Annotated in this window: 25 protein-coding genes and 1 riboswitch; of the genes, 11 read left to right on the top strand and 14 right to left on the bottom strand. The window is 61.5% G+C overall.

The genetic code is table 11. The features are described from left to right. Positions 1 to 21: 21 nt before the first annotated feature. From VQ575_RS22015 to VQ575_RS21995, 5 genes are all read right to left on the bottom strand, one after another. Complete coding sequence (locus VQ575_RS22015; protein ID WP_325918418.1) at positions 22 to 777, bottom strand: SDR family NAD(P)-dependent oxidoreductase; 756 nt, start codon at positions 775 to 777, stop codon at positions 22 to 24. Between the two features lie 130 nt (positions 778 to 907). After that, on the bottom strand, positions 908 to 2,347 hold the full coding sequence (gene phrB, locus VQ575_RS22010; protein WP_325918416.1) for a deoxyribodipyrimidine photo-lyase: 1,440 nt from the start codon (positions 2,345 to 2,347) through the stop codon (positions 908 to 910). Between the two features lie 11 nt (positions 2,348 to 2,358). Beyond that, positions 2,359 to 3,297 (bottom strand): MerR family transcriptional regulator, encoded by a 939-nt coding sequence (locus tag VQ575_RS22005; RefSeq protein WP_039592189.1) that lies wholly within the window; start codon positions 3,295 to 3,297, stop codon positions 2,359 to 2,361. Beyond that, the gene (locus VQ575_RS22000; RefSeq protein WP_325918415.1) at positions 3,297 to 4,259 is read right to left on the bottom strand and encodes a YbgA family protein; all 963 of its coding nucleotides are present in this window, start codon (positions 4,257 to 4,259) and stop codon (positions 3,297 to 3,299) included. The genes VQ575_RS22005 and VQ575_RS22000 overlap by 1 nt, the downstream gene beginning before the upstream one ends. Positions 4,260 to 4,433: 174 nt before the next feature. Next, a complete protein-coding gene (locus VQ575_RS21995; protein WP_039592187.1) occupies positions 4,434 to 5,420 on the bottom strand; it encodes an NAD(P)/FAD-dependent oxidoreductase in 987 nt (328 codons plus the stop codon). Positions 5,421 to 5,614: 194 nt separating this feature from the next. Between VQ575_RS21995 and VQ575_RS21990 the strand changes: the two genes are divergently transcribed. Beyond that, positions 5,615 to 6,514, top strand: a complete 900-nt coding sequence (locus VQ575_RS21990) for a TIGR01777 family oxidoreductase (RefSeq protein WP_039592186.1) — start codon at positions 5,615 to 5,617, stop codon at positions 6,512 to 6,514. 13 nt (positions 6,515 to 6,527) lie between these two features. After that, the gene (hemH, locus tag VQ575_RS21985; protein ID WP_325918414.1) at positions 6,528 to 7,553 is read left to right on the top strand and encodes a ferrochelatase; all 1,026 of its coding nucleotides are present in this window, start codon (positions 6,528 to 6,530) and stop codon (positions 7,551 to 7,553) included. A 132-nt stretch (positions 7,554 to 7,685) separates the two neighbouring features. Here hemH and VQ575_RS21980 read toward each other — a convergent pair whose 3' ends face one another. Both VQ575_RS21980 and upp read right to left on the bottom strand, forming a co-directional pair. Then, positions 7,686 to 8,960: a uracil-xanthine permease family protein gene (locus VQ575_RS21980; RefSeq protein WP_039592184.1), complete on the bottom strand. Its 1,275-nt coding sequence runs from the start codon at positions 8,958 to 8,960 to the stop codon at positions 7,686 to 7,688. 2 nt (positions 8,961 to 8,962) lie between these two features. After that, on the bottom strand, positions 8,963 to 9,601 hold the full coding sequence (gene upp, locus VQ575_RS21975; protein WP_039592183.1) for a uracil phosphoribosyltransferase: 639 nt from the start codon (positions 9,599 to 9,601) through the stop codon (positions 8,963 to 8,965). 162 nt (positions 9,602 to 9,763) lie between these two features. Between upp and VQ575_RS21970 the strand changes: the two genes are divergently transcribed. Beyond that, positions 9,764 to 10,321: a hypoxanthine-guanine phosphoribosyltransferase gene (locus VQ575_RS21970; RefSeq protein WP_030138595.1), complete on the top strand. Its 558-nt coding sequence runs from the start codon at positions 9,764 to 9,766 to the stop codon at positions 10,319 to 10,321. A 102-nt stretch (positions 10,322 to 10,423) separates the two neighbouring features. Here the strand turns inward: VQ575_RS21970 and dauA are convergent, their stop codons facing one another. After that, positions 10,424 to 12,163 (bottom strand): C4-dicarboxylic acid transporter DauA, encoded by a 1,740-nt coding sequence (gene dauA / locus VQ575_RS21965; RefSeq protein WP_325918413.1) that lies wholly within the window; start codon positions 12,161 to 12,163, stop codon positions 10,424 to 10,426. Positions 12,164 to 12,355: 192 nt separating this feature from the next. Between dauA and VQ575_RS21960 the strand changes: the two genes are divergently transcribed. Together VQ575_RS21960 and VQ575_RS21955 are read left to right on the top strand one after the other, a co-directional pair. After that, on the top strand, positions 12,356 to 12,841 hold the full coding sequence (locus VQ575_RS21960; protein ID WP_045155097.1) for a hypothetical protein: 486 nt from the start codon (positions 12,356 to 12,358) through the stop codon (positions 12,839 to 12,841). A gap of 61 nt (positions 12,842 to 12,902) precedes the next feature. Next, positions 12,903 to 13,190, top strand: a complete 288-nt coding sequence (locus tag VQ575_RS21955; protein ID WP_325918412.1) for a PA4642 family protein — start codon at positions 12,903 to 12,905, stop codon at positions 13,188 to 13,190. Positions 13,191 to 13,302: 112 nt separating this feature from the next. On the opposite strand, the gene mqo is transcribed toward VQ575_RS21955, so the two are convergent. Beyond that, positions 13,303 to 14,811 (bottom strand): malate dehydrogenase (quinone), encoded by a 1,509-nt coding sequence (gene mqo, locus VQ575_RS21950; protein WP_045155098.1) that lies wholly within the window; start codon positions 14,809 to 14,811, stop codon positions 13,303 to 13,305. A 734-nt stretch (positions 14,812 to 15,545) separates the two neighbouring features. Continuing rightward, positions 15,546 to 15,779 (bottom strand): hypothetical protein, encoded by a 234-nt coding sequence (locus VQ575_RS21945; protein ID WP_045155099.1) that lies wholly within the window; start codon positions 15,777 to 15,779, stop codon positions 15,546 to 15,548. 207 nt (positions 15,780 to 15,986) lie between these two features. Here VQ575_RS21945 and VQ575_RS21940 point away from each other — a divergent pair, with 207 nt between their 5' ends. Next, positions 15,987 to 16,571: a YajG family lipoprotein gene (locus tag VQ575_RS21940; protein WP_030138601.1), complete on the top strand. Its 585-nt coding sequence runs from the start codon at positions 15,987 to 15,989 to the stop codon at positions 16,569 to 16,571. Between the two features lie 53 nt (positions 16,572 to 16,624). Here the strand turns inward: VQ575_RS21940 and VQ575_RS21935 are convergent, their stop codons facing one another. After that, a complete protein-coding gene (locus VQ575_RS21935) occupies positions 16,625 to 16,831 on the bottom strand; it encodes a hypothetical protein (RefSeq protein ID WP_039592176.1) in 207 nt (68 codons plus the stop codon). A 210-nt stretch (positions 16,832 to 17,041) separates the two neighbouring features. On the opposite strand from VQ575_RS21935, the gene VQ575_RS21930 reads away from it, so the two are divergent. Continuing rightward, positions 17,042 to 17,323, top strand: coding sequence for a lipoprotein (locus tag VQ575_RS21930; RefSeq protein ID WP_039592175.1), 282 nt, complete (start codon positions 17,042 to 17,044; stop codon positions 17,321 to 17,323). Between the two features lie 70 nt (positions 17,324 to 17,393). On the opposite strand, the gene VQ575_RS21925 is transcribed toward VQ575_RS21930, so the two are convergent. Further along, positions 17,394 to 18,560 (bottom strand): 1-acyl-sn-glycerol-3-phosphate acyltransferase, encoded by a 1,167-nt coding sequence (locus VQ575_RS21925; protein ID WP_039592174.1) that lies wholly within the window; start codon positions 18,558 to 18,560, stop codon positions 17,394 to 17,396. A 138-nt stretch (positions 18,561 to 18,698) separates the two neighbouring features. Between VQ575_RS21925 and VQ575_RS21920 the strand changes: the two genes are divergently transcribed. From VQ575_RS21920 to VQ575_RS21910, 3 genes are read left to right on the top strand one after another with little or no spacing between them, the layout of a single operon-like run. Next, positions 18,699 to 18,881, top strand: coding sequence for a CPXCG motif-containing cysteine-rich protein (locus VQ575_RS21920; RefSeq protein ID WP_039592173.1), 183 nt, complete (start codon positions 18,699 to 18,701; stop codon positions 18,879 to 18,881). Positions 18,882 to 18,890: 9 nt separating this feature from the next. After that, the gene (locus tag VQ575_RS21915) at positions 18,891 to 19,151 is read left to right on the top strand and encodes a putative signal transducing protein (RefSeq protein ID WP_039592172.1); all 261 of its coding nucleotides are present in this window, start codon (positions 18,891 to 18,893) and stop codon (positions 19,149 to 19,151) included. A gap of 36 nt (positions 19,152 to 19,187) precedes the next feature. Continuing rightward, positions 19,188 to 19,811, top strand: a complete 624-nt coding sequence (locus VQ575_RS21910) for an SOS response-associated peptidase (protein ID WP_039592171.1) — start codon at positions 19,188 to 19,190, stop codon at positions 19,809 to 19,811. Positions 19,812 to 19,868: 57 nt separating this feature from the next. Here the strand turns inward: VQ575_RS21910 and VQ575_RS27365 are convergent, their stop codons facing one another. Next, positions 19,869 to 22,007 (bottom strand): methyl-accepting chemotaxis protein, encoded by a 2,139-nt coding sequence (locus VQ575_RS27365; protein WP_325918411.1) that lies wholly within the window; start codon positions 22,005 to 22,007, stop codon positions 19,869 to 19,871. Positions 22,008 to 22,223: 216 nt separating this feature from the next. On the opposite strand from VQ575_RS27365, the gene VQ575_RS21900 reads away from it, so the two are divergent. Next, on the top strand, positions 22,224 to 23,039 hold the full coding sequence (locus VQ575_RS21900) for a M48 family metallopeptidase (RefSeq protein ID WP_039592169.1): 816 nt from the start codon (positions 22,224 to 22,226) through the stop codon (positions 23,037 to 23,039). Between the two features lie 61 nt (positions 23,040 to 23,100). On the opposite strand, the gene VQ575_RS21895 is transcribed toward VQ575_RS21900, so the two are convergent. Then, a complete protein-coding gene (locus tag VQ575_RS21895; protein ID WP_039592168.1) occupies positions 23,101 to 23,685 on the bottom strand; it encodes a TMEM165/GDT1 family protein in 585 nt (194 codons plus the stop codon). Between the two features lie 90 nt (positions 23,686 to 23,775). Next, positions 23,776 to 23,897: riboswitch (yybP-ykoY riboswitch) on the bottom strand. Positions 23,898 to 23,936: the final 39 nt, after the last annotated feature.

Here is a 23,936-nt window from a genome sequence, read left to right as displayed (position 1 = left end):
AGTGTAAGGCAACCAGGGGGATCAAAGTTGTCCCTTGATCGGGGATTCGCCAGCCAACTGGCAATAGTCGTCGTTCGCGCGGGTCTTGCGGGTTGAGGATGGCAGCGGCCAGAGCGCCATCATGGAGGCCGCGGGCAGCGTCGTTTCGTCCGGCCGCTCGTTCATTTGAGCCAGAATATAACTGGCCGCCGCATCGGCTGACCATCGGGTCAATATCGAAAGCCCGTCGTCCAGGCTCATCGCCGAGTCAGCGAGGTCGGGGGTGACCAACATAACGTCGATGCCCTTGGCGGCCGGGGTGCTACGAACCGATTCGAATACCTGACGCAGCGCTTTGCCGTCGCCCTCGGCACGCGAAGGTGTCAGGTAGGTGACCGGGCTGGCGATGCCTACGAGATGGGGTGCCGTGCCCAGGCGCAACAGAGGAAGCGCGGCTTCAATGCAAAAGCTGGCGGCCAACAGGTTGCTGCGGATGATGTGTTCGATCAGTGAGTCGTCGGCCGGCTGGCCGTCGACATGCTCAGCCGTTCCGGCATTGATGATGACAGTGTCCAGCGCGCCCCATTGCCGGTTGATCTGCTCGCCGATTTCTCGCACTGTTTGGCCGTCGGTCAAGTTGCCGGGGACTGCCAGGACATGTTCCGGATAACGTTGGGAAAGGGTTTGGCACGCTTGTGGCGAACTGATTGCCAGCTGCGCTCCGGTTTGAAGCAGTGCTTCGGCCAGTGACGCACCCAGGCCGTCGTTCGCACCCGTCAGCCAATACTTTCTTTTCATGCCGCCCCCTTTTTTTCCTAGCATCAAGACGCCGCTTCCGATGCGGCAATCCTGATATTAGTCGGACCCCATAAGGTCGTGGTGGAATTACGTTCCAACCTCAAGCAATTCCATGTTCGGTAATCGCCCTTCAATCCATTTGCATGTCCTGACGCGACGGCAGTCGCTTGAAAGCCGCCAAAGCCCGCGCCCGGGATTGGGCCAGATCGACAATCGGAGCCGGATAATCTGTCGTGCGAAATAATTCACGCTGGGCATTAGGGCTGTGGACACTGCGGCTATCCCAATCGTTCAACGCCGGCAGCCAACGCTTTATAAACAATCCCTCGCGATCGAATTTCTCTGATTGGCTAAGGGGATTGAAGATGCGGAACCAGGGCGCCGAATCCGTCCCGGTTGAGGCGCTCCACTGCCAGCCTCCATTGTTGGCCGCCAAGTCACCGTCGATCAGATGGCGCATGAAAAAGCGTTCGCCTTCGCGCCAGTCGATCAGCAGATTCTTGGTCAGGAACATGGCCACTACCATGCGCAACCGGTTGTGCATCCAGCCAGTCTCCAGCAGTTGGCGCATGGCCGCATCGATGATCGGCAGGCCGGTGCGCGCCTGTTGCCAGGCCGTCAATTCTTCCGGGGCGTGGCGCCAGGCCAAGGCCTCGGTCTCCGGGCGAAACGCGCGGTGGCGTGACACGCGTGGATAGCCCACCAATATATGTTTATAAAATTCGCGCCAGAGCAATTCATTGATCCACGTCACCGCTCCGGTGTTCCCGCTTTCGAATTCTCCCTGGTTGGCTTGCAGCGCCGCGTGCAGGCATTGGCGCGGCGATACTACGCCGGCCACCAGATAGGCAGACAGTTGGCTGGTGCCAGGCCTGGCCGGGAAATCCCGCTCGGTCAGGTAATGGTCGATGTGCTGCTCGACAAACCCATCCAATCGTCGCAGCGCTTCGCTCTCGCCAGCGGGCCAAAGGGCTTGCAGCGTTTCCCCGGGTGGCTCGAAGCCTTCGACGTGCGTTGGCACCGGATCGCTGGCAATTGCCGTCAGCGCTTGACGGGCGGGGATGGGAACCAGGCTCGGTAGGGATAAGTGCAAGCGCTGGTAGCACACCTTGCGAAACTGGCTGAATACCTGGAAATAGTTGCCGGTCTTGGTCAGGACGCTACCGGGCTTGAACAGGAGCTGGTCGAGGTGGCTATGAAACTCGACGCCCTCGCCAGCCAGTGCGCGAGCGACTTCGCTGTCGCGTCGGGTTTCGTTCAGGCCGTACTCTTCGTTAACGTGCACGGCATTGATGTCCAGCTCCCGGCACAGTGCGACCAATACGCTTGGCGCCTGGTCCCAGTAGGGCGCGTGGCGGATCAGCAGGGGGATGTTCAGTTGCTCCAACGCCTTGCTCAGCGACGCCAGGTTGCGCAGCCAGAAATCGACCTTGCAAGGGGCATCATCATGGGCACGCCATTGTCCCGGTGTCGGCAAGTAGACCGCCACGCAGGGGCCGCGGGCGGCGGCAGCGGCAAGCGCCGTGTTGTCATGCACGCGCAAATCGCTGCGCAGCCAGATCAGTTGCATGGGAATACTCGTTAAAGAAGCGCTCGGCGATTGAGTTCGGCATGGGCGCAGAGCGGGTCTTCGGCCCACGTGACGTTAGTCATCGAGACGTCTGTGGATAACCTGGCGTGGTGAATGGACACAGCCGGGCCGGCGATGATGATGGGGCAGTCGACAGCGTTCAGTTGCCTTGGCAATTGGGACAGGTTCAAGGCATTACTTGAATACAGCAACACGGCGCGGGCCTTGAGGCGTTCGACCGCCAGTGCCAATTCGCCCGCCGGCAGGGGCGCATCGAAGACCTCTACAGGACAATCGGCGCTGCTGGCGAGCCAGGCTGTCAGCCACAGGTGGGGTTCCTGGGGCAATTGGGAATGGTTGACCAGCAGCAACGGTGCGCCGTGCAACTGACGGTTGTTGTGATAGACCCGGCTGCCGAACTTGCTGCGCAGCCAGGAATAAAAGAACACCTGCTCCAATTGCGCGCCGAACTGTCCTTGCCAACGCGTTTGCAATTCGGCGAGCAAGGGCAACAGCAACTGTTCACAAACAGTCCAGGGCGGGTAAAGGGCCATCGCCTGGTTGACCAGGTGATCGACTTGCCGCTCCGCCAGTTGTGTCACCGCCAGCGCAAGGGCATGGCGCTGGCGCTGCCATTCATCTTCCAAGGGTTCGTCAGGCGGCTGCGCAGTATCGAGCAGCGGCTTGACCTTGCTCACCGCCACGCCGCGATTGATCCAGGTGAGAATGCTCTGAATTCGTTGCACATGCTCGGGGCTGAACAAGCGATGGCCCTTGGGCGTGCGGTGCGGCACGATCAAGCCATAGCGGCGCTCCCAGGCGCGTAGCGTGATGGCGTTGACGCCGGTTTGTCGGGACACTTCGCGTATGGGCAGCCAGCCCTGCGCCAGTGCTGTGGCAAAGTCGGCGCCGAGGTCTTCGCTGGCGCTGGAGTCGGGTTCGTCGTTCATCAAATGGCGTTTCGCAAACTGAGATTTTCCGGGTGGGGTTGCAGGTATACCTGTTGCGCGAGATACGGGTCGGGATGCTGGCGCAGGTGATGCTTGAGCAGGGTCAGCGGCACCACCAAGGGCACGATACCGAGGCGATACTGCCCGATGAGATGCTGCACTTCCTGCTTGTCATCGGTGCCTATGGCGCGCTTGAGGTAGCCGCTCAAATGTTGAAGTACATTGGCGTGGGTTCGACGGGTGGCGCATTTCTTCAGGGCCGCCATCAGCGCGCTGAAGTACCGCGGGCCCAACTCGTTGGGATCGGACTTGCCCATGTTGCCCAGCAGGTTGCCCAAGGCCTTGTACTGCACCGGGTCATGAGCCATCAGCAGGTATTTATAACGCGAGTGGAATTCGATGAGATCGCGCCGGGTCAGGTCGCGTCGGCGCAGCGGTTGCCACGCGGCATAGACGAACACACGCGTCAGGAAGTTCTCGCGCAATACCGGATCGTTGAGGCGGCCATCTTCCTCCACCGGCAGGTCTGGATGGCGCTCGCAAAAGGCCTGGGCGTAGATGCCGCGGCCGCCGCCGTCCTGGGGGACGCCGTTGTGGTCGTAGACCTTGACCCTTTCCAGGCCGCAGGATGGCGATTTCTGCATGAAGATGTAGCCACAGATGTCGTCCAATTCCTCGGCCATTTTCCGACCGTAATCGTCCAGCGGTCGGGTGACGTCCAGATCGCGGTTTACCGTGCCGACCGCGCGGGGCTGCTCGGGTTGGCCGACCAGCCGGATCGGTTCCCGGGGAATGCCCAGACCGATGGCGACTTCAGGACATACCGGGACGAAATCGAAATACTCACTGAGCGTGCGGCTGCACAACGGGGATTGCTTGTGCCCGCCATTGAAGCGAACTTCAGCGCCTATCAGGCACGCGCTGATGGCAATCCGGGGTTTGGCGTTGGCTTCGCTGGGCATGGGCAACCTCTGGGCTAAAAATCTTGTACAGATTTATTGTGTTGTACAATATTTTCAATCATAGGTCCGAATGAGCACAAGTCAACCGGCAATTGAATGAATGGAGTGATGCCAGGGTTGGCGCAGATGGGCTGCTGTCTGTTGCGACAGCAGCGAGAGACGCGTATCAGCGATCTACTGGAGGCTTGCGTGCAACCGGCGCGCGGCCTCCTGCCCACTGAGCCAGGCCCCTTCGACCCGGCCGGACAGGCACCAGTCGCCGCACACATACAATCCCAGGTCGGCGTCGGCCAGTGCCCCCCATTCGTGACTGCCGGCGGGGCGGGCGTACAGCCAGCGATGGGCCACGCTGAAGCTGGGAGCGGGCATGGCGCTGTGCAGCAGCTCGGCGAACGCGCCGTGCAGGTGTTCGATGACCGCTTCCTTGGACATGTCGATGTGCTGGCGGCTCCAGTCGCTGGTGGCATGCAGCACCCAGGTGTCGAGCTTGCTGTCGCGCCCCGGCTTGCTGCGGTTGCGCGCCAGCCAGTCGAGGGGGCTGTCCTGCACGAAGCAGCCTTCCATTGGGGTGTCCAAGGGCTGTTCGAAGGCCAGCGCGACGGCCCAGGTAGGGTCCATTTTTACCCCGGCGGCCACACCAGCCAGTTTCGGCACGGCGGCGAGCAATGCGGTCGCCTGCGGTGCAGGCGTGGCGATGACCACCTGGCCGAACGGGCCATGGGTGAATCCTTCGGCGTCCTGCAGGTGCCAATGCTCCTGGCCACGAAACACCTCGGTGATGCGGCAGGAGAACTGCACCGGCAAATCGCCGAGCAGGGCGCGGGTAATGGCGCTCATGCGCGGGGTGCCGACCCAGCGGGTCTGTTCGTCCGGCGATGGGCTCATCTGCCCGTCCTGGAAGTGATAGAGCTGCGGGTTCCACTCCGCTGCCCAGCCGTTGGCTTGCCAGCGTTGCACTTCCGTGACGAAGCGTCGGTCACGGGCGGTGAAATACTGGGCGCCCATGTCGAGCGCGCCGGCGTCGCTGCGCTTGCTCGACATGCGTCCGCCGCTGCCGTGGCTTTTATCGAAAAGTTGAATGACGTGCCCAGCCTCCGTCAGGGCCTGGGCAGCGGAAAGTCCGGCGATGCCGGTGCCGATGATTGCGATAGGTACAGTCATGAGGGCCTCGTTTACTTTCTGTACAGACTACGCCGTCGTTTAATCCTGTACAATTTTGATTTTTGGTATAAGTTTTACCGTTCGCGTTTTGGCAGGTTGTCCTATTGTTAGAAGCAGACCTGTCCAATATGAAAAAGCTCTACTTATAAAAATAGACTAATGGGCCGGGTAAAACGCGATGCGAGGAACACCTCATGCACATATTGCTGACCGGCGGTACTGGTTTGATCGGTCGTCAGCTCTGCCGGCACTGGTTGGAGCAAGGACATCGCTTGACGGTCTGGAGTCGTCGACCCGAACAGGTGGCGGAAATCTGCGGTGCGCAGGTACGCGGCATCGCCACGCTCGATGAGCTTGCCGAGTCGGTGGACGCAGTGGTCAACCTGGCTGGTGCGCCCATCGCCGATCGCCCCTGGAGCCACAAGCGCAAGATATTGCTATGGAGCAGCCGCATCACCCTGACCGAGACATTGCTCGCCTGGCTTGAGCGTTGCGAGCAGCGACCGCAGGTGCTGATTTCCGGCTCTGCCGTGGGTTGGTACGGCGACGGTGGCGAGCGTGAGTTGACCGAAGAATCGGGGCCGGTCAGCGAGGACTTCGCCAGCCAGCTATGCATCGCCTGGGAGGAAACCGCGCAGCGGGCCGAGGCCCTGGGCATGCGTGTGGTACTGGTCCGCACCGGCCTGGTCCTGTCGGCCGAGGGCGGCTTTTTGTCGCGGCTGCTGCTGCCCTTCAAACTCGCGCTGGGCGGGCGTATCGGCAGCGGGAGGCAATGGATGCCTTGGATTCATATTGACGATCAAATCGCCCTGATTGATTTTCTTCTGCACCGCAGTGATGCCAGCGGTCCTTATAATGCCTGCGCGCCGAACCCGGTGCGCAACCGCGATTTTGCAAAGGCCTTGGGTGACGTGTTGCATCGCCCGGCTGTGGTACCAATGCCGGAGCTTGCGCTGAAGGTTGTGTTGGGGGAGTTGTCACTGCTGTTGCTGGGCGGCCAGCGCGCCACGCCGGCCCGATTGCTGGCGGCGGGGTTTTCATTCCGGTTCACTGATTTGCCTGCGGCCCTGGAAGACTTGTCGGGTCGCCTTTGAAATAGGACGTTGCATGACCGATCACGCGTTGCTTCTGGTGAATCTGGGTTCGCCTGCCTCCACCTCGGTGGCCGATGTACGCCGCTACCTCAATCAATTTCTGATGGACCCGTACGTGATCGACCTGCCTTGGCCAATCCGGCGGTTGCTGGTGTCGCTGATCCTTATCAAGCGCCCCGAGCAGTCGGCCCATGCCTATGCCTCGATCTGGTGGGAAGAGGGCTCGCCCCTGGTGGTGCTCAGCCGGCGCTTGCAACAGGCCATGGCCGCTCAATGGAAACAGGGCCCGGTAGAACTGGCGATGCGTTACGGCGAGCCGTCGCTGGAGTCCACCCTGGTACGCCTGGCGAGCCAGGGTCACAAGAACATCACCCTGGCCCCGTTGTATCCGCAATTTGCCGACAGCACGGTCACCACGGTCATCGAGGAAGCGAAACGGGTCGTGCGGGAGAAGAGGCTCGACGTGAAATTCTCGATTCTCCAGCCTTTCTACGACCAGCCGGAGTACCTCGATGCCCTGGTTGCCAGCGCCAAGCCGTACTTGATGCAGGACCACGATCACCTGCTGCTGAGTTTCCACGGCTTGCCTGAGCGGCACCTGACCAAGCTCGACCCTACGGGCTATCACTGCTTCAAGGACGCCGACTGCTGCAAGAACGCGCCGCCGGAAGTCATGGCGACCTGTTATCGCGCCCAGTGCATCCGCACCGCTGAACTGTTCGCCCAGCGCATGGGACTGGCGGAGGACAAGTGGTCGGTGTCGTTCCAGTCGCGATTGGGCCGCGCCAAGTGGATCGAACCCTACACCGAAGCGCGCCTGGACGAACTGGCCAAGAGTGGCGTGAAGAAAGTCCTGGTGATGTGCCCGGCGTTCGTGGCCGATTGCATCGAGACGCTGGAGGAAATCGGCGACCGTGGCCGAGAGCAATTTTGCGAAGCGGGAGGGGAGGAGCTGGTGTTGGTGCCGTGTCTCAATGACGATCCGCACTGGGCGCAGGCGTTGAGCACCCTTTGCGAACGGGCGCCCTTGGCTTTGTAATACAACCTGTGGCGAGGGAGCTTGCTCCCGCTGGGTTGCGCAGCAACCCCAGATCTTGCGAGCGCTTCGCACGGGTGCGCCAGCCCGGTCGAGCGGGGGCAAGCGCCCTCGCCACATTACAGACCGGTTGAATTACACAATCGGCTCATCCGCCTTCTTCTGCTTCCAACCGTCATTGCCCGGCAAGATCAGGTTCAGCGCGATCGCCACCACGGCGCACAACGCGATGCCCTTGAGGCCGAAATCGTCCGGACCGGTACCGGTGCCGACCAGCACGCCGCCAATGCCGAACACCAGCGTCACCGAAACGATCACCAGGTTGCGGGCTTCGCCCAGGTCGATCTTGTGGCGGATCAGCGTGTTCATGCCCACCGCCGCAATCGAACCGAACAACAGGCACAGGATCCCGCCCATCACCGGCACCGGAATGCTTTGCAGCAACGCGCCGAACTTGCCGATGAACGCCAGGCTGATGGCGAAAATCGAGGCCCAGGTCATGATTTTCGGGTTGTAGTTCTTGGTCAGCATCACCGCGCCGGTCACTTCGGCGTACGTGGTGTTGGGCGGGCCCCCGAACAGGCCGGCTGCGGTGGTGGCAACGCCGTCGCCGAACAGCGTGCGATGCAGGCCCGGCTTCTTCAGGTAATCGCGACCGGTCACGCTGCCCACGGCAATGACGCCGCCTATGTGCTCGATGGCCGGTGCCAGGGCAACGGGTACGATGAACAGGATCGCCTGCCAGTTGAACTCCGGTGCGGTGAAGGCGGGCAGGGCGAACCATGGCGCCGCGGCGATCTTCGCGGTGTCGACGACACCGAAGAAAAACGCCATGGCAAAGCCCACCAGCACGCCGGAGATAATCGGCACCAGGCGGAAAATGCCCTTGCCGAACACCGCGACGATCAACGTGGTGAGCAACGCCGGCATCGAAATCATCATCGCGGTCTGATAATGAATCAGCTCGGTACCGTCGCCGGCCTTGCCCATGGCCATGTTGGCGGCGATCGGCGCCATCGCCAGGCCGATGGAAATGATTACCGGACCGATCACCACCGGCGGCAGCAGGCGATCAATGAACCCGGTGCCCTTGATCTTCACCGCCAGGCCCAGGAACGTGTAAACGAAACCGGCCGCCATCACGCCGCCCATGGTCGCCGCCAGGCCGAACTGGCCCTTGGCGAGAATGATCGGCGTGATGAAGGCAAAGCTCGACGCCAGGAACACCGGCACCTGGCGCCCGGTGACGATCTGGAACAGGATCGTCCCCAGGCCCGCCGTGAAGAGTGCCACGTTGGGGTCCAGGCCAGTGATCAGCGGCATCAGCACCAGCGCGCCGAAGGCGACGAACAGCATCTGTGCGCCGGACAGCACCTGACGCCAGAGCGGATCGTTGAATTCGTCCTGCATGCTCAGGCGTCCTTCTGCTTGGTGCCGAAGATCTTGTCGCCGGCATCGCCCAGGCCCGGGATGATGTAGCCATGTTCGTTGAGTTTCTGGTCAATGGACGCGGTGTAGATGGTCACGTCGGGGTGGGCATCTTCCACGGCCTTGATGCCTTCGGGCGCGGCGACCAGCACCATGGCACGGATGTCCCGGCAACCGGCTTTCTTCAACAGGTCGATGGTGGCGACCATCGAACTGCCGGTGGCGAGCATCGGGTCGATGATCATCGCCAGGCGCTCGTCGATTTCCGGCACCAGTTTTTCCAGGTAGGTATGGGCCTGCAGGGTCTGCTCGTTGCGAGCCACGCCCACCGCACTGACCTTGGCGCCCGGGATCAGGCTGAGCACGCCTTCGAGCATGCCGATACCGGCGCGCAGGATCGGCACTACGGTGATCTTCTTGCCGGCGATCTTTTCCACTTGCACCGCGCCGGCCCAGCCGGCGATCTCGTAGGATTCCAGCGGCAGGTCCTTGGTGGCTTCGTAGGTGAGCAGGGCACCGACTTCCTGGGCGAGCTCGCGGAAGTTCTTGGTGCTGATGTCTGCACGGCGCATCAGGCCGAGTTTATGTCTGATCAGCGGATGGCGGATCTCGAGGATGGGCATGGGGAAGGCTCCGGCGGCGGGCAAAAAAACCGGCCTAGATTAATCTATCCGAGGGTGTTGTCCTATAGACAATACAGAACGTTAGTCCACAAACGCTTGATCTGGCCGGGCGGGATGCGTACCTTTGCCCGCTTTTCCGAACTGCCACCCCTGGAGAGCGCCATGTCCGCTGATCTCGAGCATATCCGTCAAGTCATGCGAGAGGCTGACTGCCTGTACACCGAAGCTGAAGTCGAAGCGGCAATTGCCCGTGTCGGTGCGCAAATCAACGATCAGTTGGCTGAAAGCAATCCGGTCGTGTTCTGCGTGATGAACGGCGGGCTGATTTTCTCCGGCAAGCTGCTGACCTATCTGAACTTCCCGCTGGAAGCGTCCTACCTGCACGCGACCCGTTATCGCAACGAAACCAGCGGCGGCGACCTGTTCTGGAAAGCCAAGCCGGAAGTCTCGTTCATCGACCGCGACGTACTGATCATCGACGACATCCTCGACGAAGGTCATACCCTGGGCGCGATCATCGATTTCTGCAAACACGCCGGCGCCCGCGCGGTGCACACCGCCGTGCTGATCGACAAGGACCATGACCGCAAGGCCCGTCCCGACCTGAAGGCCGATTTCGTTGGTCTGCCGTGCATCGACCGCTACATTTTCGGTTATGGCATGGACTACAAAGGCTACTGGCGCAACGCCAACGGTATCTTTGCCGTCAAGGGGATGTAACCAGATGACCGGCCCGGCCTTCCTGGATCAAGCCTTGTTCGGCTGATGGGGTGAGTACAGGAAAGCTTGTGTGGCGAGGGAGCAAGCGCCCCCCGCCACACATCACACCAGTCTTGAGTGCGCGACGCTCGCGGCCAGCCATTTTTCGCTCTTGACCCGCGCCTGCTCCAGCGTCTGCACGTACGCCAACTGGCGCTGCTCGCGATGAACCCCGGCGCGACGCATTTTCAGGCGCACCCGTGCCGCGGTTCCCACGAGTATCAGGCCGATGCCGTGCTTGCGGTAATCCTTCAGGATATTTTCCAGGACGGCCAGTGCCGTCATGTCCAGCATCGGCACGGCGCTCATGTCCACAATCACCACCCGCACACCCGGATCGAACTTGCGCAGCACATCCAATGCTTTTTCCGCCGCGCCAAAGAACAGTGGCCCACGGATCGCATAGCAGCGCACGTGCTCGGGCATGTCCAGCAAGGCTCGATGGACATCGCGCGGCAGTTCGGCGCTGTCGGTCAGTTCGCTCATGCGCTTGATGAACAGCCCGGCGGCCAGCAACAGGCCGACGGCGACCGCCAACACCATGTCGAACAGCACCGTCAGGCCAAGACAGGTCAGCAAGACCAGCACGTCGCTGCGCGGCGCTATACGCAGCGTGTGTAGCACATGCCCGGCCTCGCTCATGTTCCAGGCCACAATCACCAGCAGCGCGGCGAGGGCGGCCATGGGTAAATAACTGAACAACGGTGCCAGCGATACAATTGCCACCAACACCACCAGGCTGTGGATGATTGCCGCCAACGGCGATGTCGCACCGCTGCGCACGTTGGTGGCGCTACGGGCAATCGCGGCGGTGGCGGTGATGCCGCCGAACAGCGGGGCCACGAGATTGCCCAGGCCTTGGCCGACCAATTCGGCGTTGGGGTCATGCTTGCTTCCGGTCATGCCGTCCGCCACCACGGCGCACAACAGTGATTCGATGGCGCCAAGCATGGCGATGGCGAAAGCCGGCCCGAGTAATTGACGAAACAGGTCGTAGGAGAGCACCAGCGCCCTGCCTTGGCCGTCCGGCAGGTTCCATGGCCAATCGAAACTCGGTAGTAAAGGCGGGATGCCCGGGTAGGTGACGCCATCGACGACATAGCTGAAGCGTTCGCCCAATGTTGCGATGGGCAAGCCGAGGCGCTCCAGCGCCAGCCCCAACAGCGCGCCCACCAGCAACGCCACCAGGTGCCCCGGGACCCGTGGGACCCAGCGCGGCCAGGCAATCAGCACAGCCAGGCACGCGGCACCGATAATCCCGTCACCCAGATGTGCGCTGGGCAATGCCACGAGCAGTTCGCCGAGCTGTTCGATGTAATGCTTGGCTTGCCCTGCGGTGGTCAGCCCCAACAGGTCCTTGAGTTGCAGCGTGGCGATCACGACGCCGATACCGGCGGTGAAGCCGAGGATGACCGGATAAGGGATGTATTGAATCAACCGCCCTGCACGCATCAATCCCAGGGCGATCAGAATCAAGCCGGCAAGCATCGTACATAGCAGCAGGCCGCCCAGCCCGTATTGCTGGGTGATGGGCAGCAGGATGACCACAAAGGCCGCCGTCGGCCCGCTCACGTTGAAGCGCGAGCCGCCGGTCAGGGCGATCAAGGGCGCCGCCACCAGCACCGTGTACAACCCATGCTGCGGCGCCACGCCAACGGCGATCGCCAGGGCCATCGCCAAGGGAATGGCGATTACACCGACCGTCAGCCCGGCCACCAGGTCGCCGCGCAGGCGTTCGAATGTATAACCGGCACGCCAGGCTTGGCGCCAGGCGGCGAAGAGCGGTAGGGCGGAGAAGGACATGGATACTCCTGGCGAAGTTGAACCGGGCGATACCTCCCGCCCCACCGAGCGACTCGCCACAAAGGCAATGCGTTCGGCGTCGGGCTTGATGGCCCTTTGAGTATGCCGCGCCGGATGCCCGAATGTATTGACCCGGGTCGCTTATTTTTTCCATGGATGCTAGCGTGCCCAGCCAAGCCCCCGGAGCCTGTCATGCGTGTATCGATCCGCCGCTGCGCCACTTTGCTGTTGATCACCAGCCTGCCCTTGGCGGCCATGGGTGCGCCGATGCACAGCCAGTTCCTGCCCCCCGACGATCTGGTGGCGCGCCAGGAGCAGCCCGAACAGCAGCAGTTGCTGCAAGTCACCGAATATTCGGTGGTGCTGGGTAACCAGCGGCCTTCCAACCAGCAGCCGATCCCGGTCACCTCGCCATTGATGGTGCGCCTAAAAGGCAAGCCCTTGAACAAAGGCGCGACCATCAGCCAGGTGATCCTCAATTTTGACGGCGAAAGCAAAAGCCTGAAAAAACCTGTGTACGACGAGGCGAGCAAGACCCTGACCCTGTCTTACCCACAGGCCCAGTACCGAGTCGTCATCGATCTACTGCGCAACGACACGGTGTACGTGCAGTTTCTCAGCTACGCAAACGGCCATATCTGGGCCGACCTGCACACCGGCACCGCACGCCCGCGTTGAGCCGCAACGCCCGCCGGGGGTAAACTGCCCGCCCCGTGAATTGTGCGAGCTGGAGCCGGCAATGCGTAAAGACAAGAAACAAGTGATTGGTGACGAGATTGGCGACGAACAGATCAAGCTGTTCCTCAATTTTGAACCGGTCGATGCTACGTCGCCGTCGCTGCACAAACTGATCAAGGCCTATCGTGGGCTGCGTGTCGACGACTTCGAGCGCTTCCTGGCGTTTTTCATCAAGGCCGGCTACGACCTTGATGGCAAGGACGAGCATGGCAACGATTTCATTGCGTTGATCCATGATCAGCGCAATGCGGAGGAATATATCGAGTTGATCAAAAAAGCTCGCGGCTGATTGGTTCAGGCCTGCTGCACAGGCCGGCGGGAGCAAGCTCCCTCGCCACAACAGCTGCAAAAAAAACGCCCCGCTCTCATGGAGAACGGGGCGATTTTTCTAGCCGATCGAATCAAGCGTAGCTTTGGGTTTCGCTGCTTTCTTCAACCAGTTCCAGCGCAACGTTGTTCTGCGCATTGATCTTGCGGTACAGCGCTGCATCGGTTTCCAGCACTTTTTCCCGAGCCGGGAAGATTTCCGCGAGCTTGGTGGCCCACTCTCCCTTGGCTTTTTCAGGGAAGCAGCGCTCGATCAGTTCCAGCATGATCGAAACGGTCACCGAAGCACCAGGGGAGGCGCCGAGCAGGGCGGCGAGGGTGCCGTCCTTGGCTGCCACCAGTTCGGTGCCGAATTGCAGGACGCCGCCTTTTTTCGGATCTTTCTTGATGATCTGCACTCGCTGGCCGGCCACTTCCAGGCGCCAGTCCTCGGCTTTCGCCTCGGGGTAGAAACGGCGCAGGGATTCCAGGCGCTGCTCCATCGATTGCATCACTTCGCTGATCAGGTACTTGGTCAGGTCCATGTTGTCCCGGGCCACGGCCAGCATCGGGCCGATGTTGCCGGCGCGTACCGACAACGGCAGGTCCATCAGCGAACCGTGCTTGAGGAACTTGGTGGTGAAGCCGGCGTATGGCCCGAACAGCAGGGATTTCTTGCCATCGACCACGCGGGTGTCCAGGTGCGGCACCGACATCGGTGGCGAGCCCACGGCGGCCTGGCTGTAGACCTTGGCCTGGTGATGCTTGACCACTTCCGGGTTGTCGCAACGCAGCCACTGGCCGCTGACCGGGAAGCCGCCGAAGCCCTTGCTCTCTTCGATACCCGAAGCTTGCAGCAGCGGCAACGCGGCGCCACCGGCACCGAGGAAGACGAACTTGGCGTCGACTTCGCGGGTGCTGCCGGAATTGACGTCCTTGATGCTCACGGTCCAACCGTCGCCCTTGCGCTTGAGGCCGGTGACGCGCTTGCAGTATTTGATCTGGGTGTCCGGCGCGCTGCCCAGGTGCTTGAGCAACTGGTTGGTCAAGGCGCCGAAGTTGACGTCGGTACCGTTCATGACGCGGGTGGCGGCGATGACTTCATCGGCCGGACGGCCCGGCATCATCAGCGGCATCCACTCTGCCATCTGGTCGCGGTCTTCGGTGTATTCCATGTCGGCGAAGGCGTGATGCTGGCGCATCAGTTCGAAGCGTTTCTTCAAGAACTCCACGCCTTTGTCACCCTGCACGAAGCTCAGGTGCGGCACTGGGGCGATGAAGGATTTCGACGAGCCGAACGTACCCTTCCTGGTCAGGTACGACCAGAACTGCTTCGACACCTCGAACTGGGTGTTGATGTGCACGGCTTTCTTGATGTCGACACTGCCATCGGCGGACTGGGGGGTGTAGTTCAGCTCGCACAGCCCGGCGTGACCGGTGCCGGCGTTGTTCCAGGGGTTGGAACTCTCCGCGGCACCTGAGTCCATCAGCTCGACGACTTCCAGCGAAATCGCGGGATCGAGCTCCTTGAGCAGTACGGCCAGGGTGGCACTCATGATGCCGGCCCCTACCAGAACTACATCGACTGCTTCGTTATGCGCCATTTAACGCGTCTCCAAAATCTGCAGCACCAAATTGTCGGCATAGCGGCCAGGAAGCGGGGCAGTTCAGTTGCGCCCCAGGTATCCATGGCCAGGAATCGCCATGTCCGAATCTTCGCAATTTTTCGCAACTCAGCGGATGCATGCAGCCTGGCCTCAAGAGTCCCATGAACTCATTTAAGCGCCGGGCAGGCAATTCGACTTATGGCCGAGGCATCCGTTCGTGCAACCAAATCCGTAGCGGACAGGCTTCAGGCGGCGGTTCTTGAGCGATATCCGGTCCTGTGTCGTTGGGCTGTTCCAGACGCTGATGGTGCTTGTTCAGACGCAAAACTCTTCATTTGCTCGCCACACTCTTGTGAAGTAGTGAAAACCCGTTTTTTCACGCTCTTTTGAAGACGTGAACCTCAAAAAAGGGCTGTCCCAGCCTGGCACTGCGCCCGGTTTGGTTGCCCCCATGCAATACATGACAGGCAAAACGGGCAGACAGCTCAGTGACCGAGCGTAATGACAGCTCTGCAGATTCGCGAAAAGCGGTGATTTGCCAGGGAAAACAGCAAGCGCCAGCTTCACTCGATCTGTGTGGGCGGCTCTCTGTGGGCGGTGCGGGGTGCCAATACAAGCGCATCAGCGGCGTTGCGAGGCCCGATCAGGAGACGTCCTTATAATCGGGGGGAGATTGTAGCGAAGAAACGCGCGGAAATGGTCGTGTTTTATGACTTTTATTAGCCTTGCGGTCAGACGGCCAACAGCGGGCGGTTACGTGAGCGAGTACGAGGCGGTTGTACCACGGCGCTGGCAGGCAAGGGTTGATGCAACCAGTTGAGGCGGATCTCTTCGATTTCCACCCAGCCATCGCCCATGGGCTGCAGGCTGCATTGCTTGAATGCCTGGCAGCGGCCGGTGCGGTCGAGCAGGGCGAAGCAGCGGTGGTGCGGGCGCGGGGTGAACAGGGAAATGAGGTGGCGCATGGTCAGGTACCGTATCCGGGGAACTTGGGTACAGCCTGACAGCCAGCCATGACGCCGAGGTTTAAGGACGATGACAACGGGGTGACAGGAACCGCCCAACCCAGGCCCGTGTCAGACATTTCAGTATTCATGCCGCGACGCTAGTTCGCCGCGATGGCGCACCGCTATACTGCCGGCCTGTCTGTGCCCGATTCTGGAGAGAAGAGCATGTTGCAACGCCTGTTGTTCGGTTTGATCGCAGTGACCAGTCTGACCCTCGTCGGCTGTGCCCACAGCCCGCAACAACTCAACCCGGAGCCCAAGCTCAACGCCCAGCTGGCGCCGGTGGGTCGCGGCCAGCCGGTGGTCGTGCGGGTCGTTGATGGTCGTCCGTCGCCGACCCTCGGCACGCGGGGTGGGCTGTACCCGGAAACCAGCGTGATCACGGTGCAGGGTGCGCAAATCCTGCCTAAATTGCAGGCGCAGGCCGAGGCGGCCGTGCGTTTGCTGGGCTTCACGCCCACCGCTAATGCAATGAATGCCCCGCAACTGACCGTGACCTTGGCCGAACTGAAATACCAGTCGCCCAAGGAGGGCATGTACGTGACAGAGGCGACAATCGGCGCAACCTTCCGCTCCGACGTGCAGAACGCCAACCGTCGCTACAGCGGTCGATACGGCGCGTCCCTGGATCAGCGCTTCGGCATGGCGCCCAACCAGGACACCAACACCAAGCTGGTCAGCGATGTATTGAGCGATGCCCTGACCCGTCTGTTCAAGGACCCGACCATTGGTCAGGTGCTGGCGGAGTAAGGTTTGGCTTGAACGAAAAAGCCCGCTTCTGCGGGCTTTTTCATGGGTGCGAGTCAAGCGGCCTGGGAGTAGAGCTCCAGCACGCTGATGCCGGTCAGCAGATCGGTCTCCGGGAGGTCGGCATGTTGATGGCCGCCGAGGGCGCAATACACCAGCCAGTGCCGGTCCTGGACGTTGAAGGACAAGCTGCCGACAAGGGCCTGCTGTTCGTCGCTCGGGCTGATAAGGTAGAGACGATCCTGGTTTTCGGCGTGCAGCATGACGGGTTCCGTACGGGTTTGGAGGGCGACAGGGTGGCCTATCCATATGACGAAACCGTTACATGAAAATTAACCTTCTTTTGTGGCCCTGGCCTGGGCGGATCGTTACCGGTCGGAAAAACCGATGCAGCGCGCCAGGCTTTCGGTAGAATCCGCGCCCTGTTCGTAGGTCCCGGGCGCAAGGCGTCCGTTTTTCGCTTGAGGTCCGTGATGTCGTTGCAATTGTTTTCGCTGTTCGCCGCCCACCCCGCCAAACTGATCAACTTGCTCGCGCTGCTGTTTGCCTGCCCGGGTGGCTGGGTATTGCACGCGACGCGCCGTCGCGAACAGCGAGCACGTGCTTGCCTTCAAGCGCGCACCGGCGAAAGCAATGAACGATTCGAAGCACTGCTGGACCTGGCCACCCAGCGCATGAACCGTTTCTTCTACCGATTCGGATTTGCCTGCCTGGGCGTGGCGCTGTTGATGTCCTGGATCAGCACGCAGCTCTGATCGCAGTCGGCGACAACTGCTTTGGTGGCGAGGGAGCTTGTTCCCTCGCCACGAAAAAACACTCGCTACTTTAAAGCGGCAACCCCGCCTTGACCCGATACTGGTTACGCACCGGCGTTGCATATTGCAGCACCAGGAACGGTCGCTGTTCCACCGGGCACGCATCCAGCCGACGTTGCCATTCCCCTTGAGCTTTCGCCAGTTCCTCGGCACCGAACACCTCGGCCGCCGTTGGCACCTGTAGCTGCGGGTCGGCATCCGTCCATTGGGCGTAGGCCAGGTAATGCACCGGGAACAGCCGATAACCGCCGAGAATCTGCCGGTCCATTTCCGCCGCCAATTGCTTGGTGTCTTCGAACAGCTCGGTGATCGGCGCGGAGAAGTTCACGTGGACCCGCCCTTTATAGCCGGTGATGCCCTTGGCGATGCTGACGTCGTCCTCGCCCGGTGCCTTGGTGTAGGTCCCGGTGGTGGCACGGATGTACAACTCGCGGGCCTTGGCCTGGTCGCACGGGTCGTATTCGTAGCTGATCGACACCGGCGTGAGGTTCAGCGAGCGGATGACCTCGCCGAACGGCTCGTCCTTGCGGCTCATGTGGAACATCTTGAGGATCGCCGACTCGGTCCGGTCATCACCGTCCTTGGCCCGGCCCTCTGCCTGGGCGATCCAGATCGAGGCGCAATCGTTGCGGATCGAATGGTTGATGTACGCCGACAGCAATTGGTACGCCGCCATCTTTTCCCGCCGGCCGGTGATGGAGCGATGCACGATGAAGCTCTTGTTCAGGCGCATCAGGTCGCTGACAAACGGCTTTTGCAGCAGGTTGTCGCCAATGGCGATGCGCGGCGTCGGCAGGCCTGCGTGGTACACGGCATAGTTGACGAACGCCGGGTCCATCACGATGTCGCGGTGGTTGGCGATGAACAGGTACGCGTTGCCGGACTTGAATTGCTCCACCCCTGTATAGGTCACGCCATCGGTGGCGCGCTCGATGGTGTGGTCGACGTAGAACTCCACTTTGTCCTGCAGGGTGGCGACCGAGGTCACACCGGCGAACTCACGACGCAACTTCTGCGCTATAAGGGGTTTGAGCATCCAGCCGAAAGCGCCGGCCAGGCGCGGGAAGCGGAAGTGGGTGAGGATATCTAGAAACGCCTTGTCGCTGAGCAGCCGTGCCAGCACCGCTGGTACTTCGCTGTCGTCGTAAGGTCGGATGGCATCGAATTCGCCCATCATGCTCTCTTGTTGGAAACGGCTAGGGTAAGTAAAGGTTCGATCGAAAAAATGACAGGACACGCCTGGAAGATAGCCCAGGCAAAAATAGCCCTGCAAATAGACCGGCGATTATACGCACAAGTCACTTGGGAGACCGCGATGCTGGAAGCTGCTGAATATGAATGTCCGTATTGTGGAGAAGAAGTGGAGACTTCATTGGATCTTTCCGGTGGCGACCAGACCTACATCGAGGATTGCCAGGTCTGTTGTCGGCCGATTACCTTCGTGCTGCAAGTACACGAGGAAGAATGGCACCTCGAGGTCTTCAGCGAGAACGAATGAGGGGCGGCCATGCAGCGAATCTACGAACTGGAAAACCTGATGGAAGGTGAATTGCTCCAAGGCATGCTCGCCAGCGAAGGCATCACGGCGCATCTGGTGGGCCGTGACCTGGTGGGGGGCGCGGGGGAACTGCCGATGCATGGGCTGTTGGGGCTGGCGGTGGAAGATGAACAGGCGCAATACGCCCGCGAACTGATCGCCGCCTACAATGCCGCGCTGCCGTTGCCCGGCGATGAGCCGGACAGTTACCCCGGAACGCTGGTCTGTTAGGCTGGCCGCCGTTTGATTTGAGAGTCGTGTTACCCCATGTGTGGACGTTATGCCCTGTTTCGCTGGAATCCTGCCTTCGCGGCCTTGCCCGGCTTCCCCGCCGACCAGAAGGCCCAATGGAACATATCGCCCAACGATTCGGTTCTGATGCTGCGGGCTGGCGCCGATGGCCGGCGTGAATTGGCCCGGGCGCGCTGGGGACTGACGCCGCCGTGGCTGACCGACCTGTCCCGCACCCCGGCCCATGCCCGCGCCGAAACCGTCGCCGAGCAACCGATGTTCCGCGAGGCCCTGCGGTTGCGTCGGTGCCTGCTGCCGGCCAACGGCTTCTACGAGTGGCGTGGTGGTTCGCGTAAACGCCCGTATTGGCTGACCCCGGGGGAAGGTTCATCGCTGTTTTTCGCGGCGATCTGGGAAGCGTATCCGGTGCAGGAGCAGGTGTGGTTGAGCACGGCCGTCATCACCCAGCCGGCGGCCGGTCAGCGGCGCCCGCTGATTCTCGATGAAGAGGGCCAGCGGCTGTGGCTCGATCCCGAGACACCGTTGCATGCCCTGCAAGGGCTGCTGGCGAGCGAGCCGGGGCAATTGCGCGAGCGGGTGCTGGCGAACATGGTCAACGACCCGAAACTCAATGGGCCGGAGTGCCTGACCCCGGCTTGAGTTCTTTGGCGGCAGTGCCGGCCCCTTCGCGAGCAGGCTCGCGATGAAGCCGCAGGATCAGACCTTGAACTGATTGATCAACCGCCGCTGTTGCTCCGCCAACTTGGTCAGCCCGGCGCTGGCTGCGCTGGACTCATCGGCGCCGCTGGCCACTTCGTTCGCCACTTGGCCGATATTGATCACGTTACGGTTGATGTCATCCGCCACGGCGCTCTGCTCCTCGGCGGCGCTGGCGATCTGGGTGTTCATGTCGTTGATCACCGACACCGCCTGGGTAATCGTTTCCAGCGCCTGGGCTGCCTTGGCCGCGTGCTGCACGCTTTCATCGGTGCGGTGCTGGCTGTCTTCCATGACACGCACCACGTCGCGGGTGCCCTGTTGCAACTGTTGGATCATCGACTGGATTTCTTCGGTGGCCTGCTGCGTCTTCTGCGCGAGGTTGCGCACTTCATCGGCGACCACGGCAAAACCACGACCTTGTTCGCCGGCCCGCGCCGCTTCGATGGCCGCGTTAAGGGCCAGCAGGTTGGTCTGCTCGGCGATCCCGCGAATGGCGGTGAGGATCGCGTTGATGTTCTCGCTGTCCTTGGCCAGGGTCTGCACCACGCCGACGGCCTTGCCGATTTCCACGGCCAACGCGCCGATGGAGGTGGAGGTGTCGCGCACGATTTGCATGCCCTGGCTGGCGGCCTGGTCGGCGTGACTGGCGGCTTGGGCGGCCTGGGTCGCATTGCGAGCGACGTCCTGGGCGGTGGCGGTCATTTCATGCACGGCGGTGGCGACCTGATCGATCTCCGACATTTGCTTGTGCACGCCCTGGTTGGTGCGGATCGCGATGTCGGCGGTGTGCTCCGACGAGTCGCTGACGCTCTGCACCGACGTCACCACCTGGGTGATCATTCCCTGCAATTTGCCGAGGAAGGTATTGAAGCCCTTGGCGATGGCGCCCAATTCATCGGCGCGGTCGCTGGTCAATCGGCGCGTCAGGTCGCCTTCGCCCTGGGCGATGTCATCGAGCATCGCCACCATTTGCTTGAGTGGCCGGGCGATGCCGTGGCCCACCAGCCAGATCACCAGCAGGCCGATGGCGGCAATCGCCAGGCCGACCATGGCCATGCCGAAGATATCGGTCTCGCGCTGATCGTCGAGGTCCTTCTGCAAGGCTTGCAGATCGGCCATCACCGCGTTCAACGGCAATTGCAACATCAGCGTCCAGCGGGCACTGGTCTCACCGATGCCGAACGGCATGTACACCTCGATATGGCCGTGCGTTTCGTCGATGTCGTAACGCACCTCGCCGACGCCGAGCTTGGTCAGGTTGTCCAGTTCGTTGGCGTCCAGCAGGTCGCTGGCCTTTTCCCCGAGTTTGCTCGGGTCCTTGGTGAAAGCCACCAGGCGATTGTTGCTGGAGAGCAAGGCCATTTCCCCAGCGCCGCCGTACAGCTTGGCGTCGGCGGCGACGAGCATGTCCTGGATGAAGTTCACCGACAGGTCGGCACCGACGATGCCCTGGAATTTGCCATCGATCAGGATCGGTTCGATGAACGACGCCAGCATCGTCATGGTGCTGCCGACGCGGTACGGCGCCGGGTCGATCACGCAGGCTTTCCTGCTGTCCTGGGAGCACAGGTAGTACTCGCTGGCGCGAATGCCAGTGGAGAGCAGTTTCTGGTCCGTCACGTCGGCGAGCTTTTCCAGGCCGAGGGTGCCGTCCTGGTTGCGAAACCACCACGGCAGGAAGCGACCGTTGGTTTCCATGCCCAGCACCTGGCTGTTCACGTAGTTGGCGTCGTCGTGGTCGATGGCGTTCGGTTCCCAGGCAATATAGGCGCCGAGGACCTTCGGGTTGCGCACCACGGACTCGCGCAGCAGGCTGATCATCTGCTCGCGTGGCATCTTCAATTGCGGGTTGCCGTCCGCGCCGTTCATGCCCATCAGGGCGTTGGCCGTCGCCAGGCCCCGGGCAAGCAACAGCGGCGCTTCAAGCTCACGCTGGATCAGGCTGGCCTGGGTGTGGGCGAGGGCGCTGAGGCGTTGTTCGATGAGTTGTTCGAATTGCGCCTTGGTCCGCTGCTGCACCATTTCCTGGGTGCGGGCGCCGGCGAACAATGCGTAAAGCACCAGGGCGCCGACCACGCTGAGCACGATGGCACCGGCCAGGGCAGCAACGGAAAACTGGATCGATCTGAATTTCATAAAGGCACCGGACCTGAAATGACGTCTGGTCCTTGTATCGGCATTTCCGTGTCCCGGCATGAGACGCTGTTCGTCGGATGACTGTTTTGGCTGGATGGGTGTCGCAAATGGATGAGTGGGACCTGTCCGAAAAACCTGTAATCCCTCGCTGTGTATCTGGCGCCGATACAAATCAAGGCCTAGGATACGCCCACGATTCCATGGAGCTTCTTTTGTATGAACAAGACTTTGATGGTGAGCGCTCTGGGCGCGGCCCTGCTGCTCGCCGGTTGCCAATCAGTCAATACCACCAGCGGCGGAGCCGTGGGCGTGGAGCGCAAGCAGTACATGTTCAGCATGCTGTCGACCGCCGAGGTCAACCAGATGTACGCCCAGTCCTATCAGAAGACGTTGGGCGAGGCGAGCTCCCAAGGCGCCCTGGACAAGACCAGTAGCGACGCCAAGCGCCTGCAGGTCATCGCTGACCGTCTGATCGCCCAGGCGCCGGTGTTCCGGCCGGACTCGGCGCAGTGGAACTGGGAAGTGAACCTGATCAAGAGCGATGAACTCAACGCCAATTGCGGGCCCGGCGGCAAGATCATGTTCTACAGTGGCCTGATCGACCAGCTGAAACTGACCGATGCGGAAATCGCCGCGATCATGGGCCATGAAATCGCCCACGCCTTGCGCGAGCACGGTCGCGAAGCCATGTCCAAGGCCTATGGCATCGAAATGGCCAAGCAGGGTGCCGGTGCGATATTCGGCCTGGGCCAGGACAGCCTGGCGCTGGCCGACACGGTCGCCAACTATGGCATGACCCTGCCCAACAGCCGCGGCAACGAAAACGAAGCCGATCTGATCGGCCTCGAACTGGCGGCCCGTGCCGGCTACGACCCGAACGCCGCGATTACCCTGTGGAACAAGATGGCCAAGGCTTCGGAAGGCGCTCCGCCGGAGTTTATGAGCACCCACCCATCGTCCAGCAGCCGGATCGCCTCGTTGCAGGCGGCGATTCCGAAGGTGATGCCGCTTTACCAGCAGGCCAAGAAGTAATCATCGTCACCCGGTGAACTGTTGTTGTGGCGAGGGAGCAAGCGCCCTTGCCACAACAGCATCAAACCCACCCACTGCTCTGCATCGCCTTGTACACCGCCACGATTGCCAGGATGAAAAACGCCGAGGCGGCCAAGCGACGGATGAGAGCCAGGGGCAGTTTCTCGGCGGCGAAGTTGCCCGCCAGTACCACCGGCACGTTGGCAATCAGCATGCCCACGGTGGTGCCAATGATCACCAGCCACAGTTCCGGGTATTGCGCGGCGAGCATCACCGTGGCGATCTGGGTCTTGTCACCGATTTCCGCGAGGAAAAACGCGATCAGCGTGGTCAGGAACGGGCCGAATTTGCGGGCCGTATTCGCCTCTTCATCGTCCAGCTTGTCCGGGACCAGGGTCCACAGTGCCGTGGCCGCGAAGCTTGCCGCCAATATCCAGTGCAGCACCGCATCGGAAAAGAACCCGCTGACCCAGGCCCCGACCGCGCCTGCCGCCGCATGGTTGGCGAGGGTCGCGGCGACGATGCCGGCAATGATCGGCCACGGTTTACGAAAGCGAGCGGCGAGGATGAGGGCGAGCAGTTGCGTCTTGTCGCCGATTTCGGCCAACGCAACGATGGCAGTGGGTACGAGGAAAGAGTCCAGCATCAGGGAATTCCTAAAAGGGGCGGGTCGACACGGCTATGACACGTACAGCCTTCCCGCCCCGGGTAAGGTGTGCGTGTCATAGGTCTTGTCAAACCCAGCGACCATCTGCGTGGACGCTTGGGCCGCATACGCCATGGCCTGCTGACCAAGTATGTTGACGTATGCCGGGCGAGCAGGGCGCTCGCGGGAGACTACTCCCCTAGGACGGTGCGGATTCTGCCTAGGCAAATCCGATTGGGCAAGCGCTGTTT

Origin of the sequence: Pseudomonas frederiksbergensis (assembly GCF_035751725.1) — a bacterium.
In the GTDB taxonomy this organism is placed as follows: domain Bacteria; phylum Pseudomonadota; class Gammaproteobacteria; order Pseudomonadales; family Pseudomonadaceae; genus Aquipseudomonas; species Aquipseudomonas frederiksbergensis_A.
The sequence above is the reverse complement of the archived record's forward strand: the minus strand, read 5'-3'. Positions and strand labels throughout refer to the sequence as shown.

Coding starts and splice junctions, on each gene's coding strand:
- VQ575_RS22015 (WP_325918418.1), bottom strand. CDS start 777: ATGAAAAGAAAGTATTGGCTGACGGGTGCGAACGACGGCCTGGGTGCG.
- phrB (WP_325918416.1), bottom strand. CDS start 2,347: ATGCAACTGATCTGGCTGCGCAGCGATTTGCGCGTGCATGACAACACG.
- VQ575_RS22005 (WP_039592189.1), bottom strand. CDS start 3,297: ATGAACGACGAACCCGACTCCAGCGCCAGCGAAGACCTCGGCGCCGAC.
- VQ575_RS22000 (WP_325918415.1), bottom strand. CDS start 4,259: ATGCCCAGCGAAGCCAACGCCAAACCCCGGATTGCCATCAGCGCGTGC.
- VQ575_RS21995 (WP_039592187.1), bottom strand. CDS start 5,420: ATGACTGTACCTATCGCAATCATCGGCACCGGCATCGCCGGACTTTCC.
- VQ575_RS21990 (WP_039592186.1), top strand. CDS start 5,615: ATGCACATATTGCTGACCGGCGGTACTGGTTTGATCGGTCGTCAGCTC.
- hemH (WP_325918414.1), top strand. CDS start 6,528: ATGACCGATCACGCGTTGCTTCTGGTGAATCTGGGTTCGCCTGCCTCC.
- VQ575_RS21980 (WP_039592184.1), bottom strand. CDS start 8,960: ATGCAGGACGAATTCAACGATCCGCTCTGGCGTCAGGTGCTGTCCGGC.
- upp (WP_039592183.1), bottom strand. CDS start 9,601: ATGCCCATCCTCGAGATCCGCCATCCGCTGATCAGACATAAACTCGGC.
- VQ575_RS21970 (WP_030138595.1), top strand. CDS start 9,764: ATGTCCGCTGATCTCGAGCATATCCGTCAAGTCATGCGAGAGGCTGAC.
- dauA (WP_325918413.1), bottom strand. CDS start 12,163: ATGTCCTTCTCCGCCCTACCGCTCTTCGCCGCCTGGCGCCAAGCCTGG.
- VQ575_RS21960 (WP_045155097.1), top strand. CDS start 12,356: ATGCGTGTATCGATCCGCCGCTGCGCCACTTTGCTGTTGATCACCAGC.
- VQ575_RS21955 (WP_325918412.1), top strand. CDS start 12,903: ATGCGTAAAGACAAGAAACAAGTGATTGGTGACGAGATTGGCGACGAA.
- mqo (WP_045155098.1), bottom strand. CDS start 14,811: ATGGCGCATAACGAAGCAGTCGATGTAGTTCTGGTAGGGGCCGGCATC.
- VQ575_RS21945 (WP_045155099.1), bottom strand. CDS start 15,779: ATGCGCCACCTCATTTCCCTGTTCACCCCGCGCCCGCACCACCGCTGC.
- VQ575_RS21940 (WP_030138601.1), top strand. CDS start 15,987: ATGTTGCAACGCCTGTTGTTCGGTTTGATCGCAGTGACCAGTCTGACC.
- VQ575_RS21935 (WP_039592176.1), bottom strand. CDS start 16,831: ATGCTGCACGCCGAAAACCAGGATCGTCTCTACCTTATCAGCCCGAGC.
- VQ575_RS21930 (WP_039592175.1), top strand. CDS start 17,042: ATGTCGTTGCAATTGTTTTCGCTGTTCGCCGCCCACCCCGCCAAACTG.
- VQ575_RS21925 (WP_039592174.1), bottom strand. CDS start 18,560: ATGATGGGCGAATTCGATGCCATCCGACCTTACGACGACAGCGAAGTA.
- VQ575_RS21920 (WP_039592173.1), top strand. CDS start 18,699: ATGCTGGAAGCTGCTGAATATGAATGTCCGTATTGTGGAGAAGAAGTG.
- VQ575_RS21915 (WP_039592172.1), top strand. CDS start 18,891: ATGCAGCGAATCTACGAACTGGAAAACCTGATGGAAGGTGAATTGCTC.
- VQ575_RS21910 (WP_039592171.1), top strand. CDS start 19,188: ATGTGTGGACGTTATGCCCTGTTTCGCTGGAATCCTGCCTTCGCGGCC.
- VQ575_RS27365 (WP_325918411.1), bottom strand. CDS start 22,007: ATGAAATTCAGATCGATCCAGTTTTCCGTTGCTGCCCTGGCCGGTGCC.
- VQ575_RS21900 (WP_039592169.1), top strand. CDS start 22,224: ATGAACAAGACTTTGATGGTGAGCGCTCTGGGCGCGGCCCTGCTGCTC.
- VQ575_RS21895 (WP_039592168.1), bottom strand. CDS start 23,685: ATGCTGGACTCTTTCCTCGTACCCACTGCCATCGTTGCGTTGGCCGAA.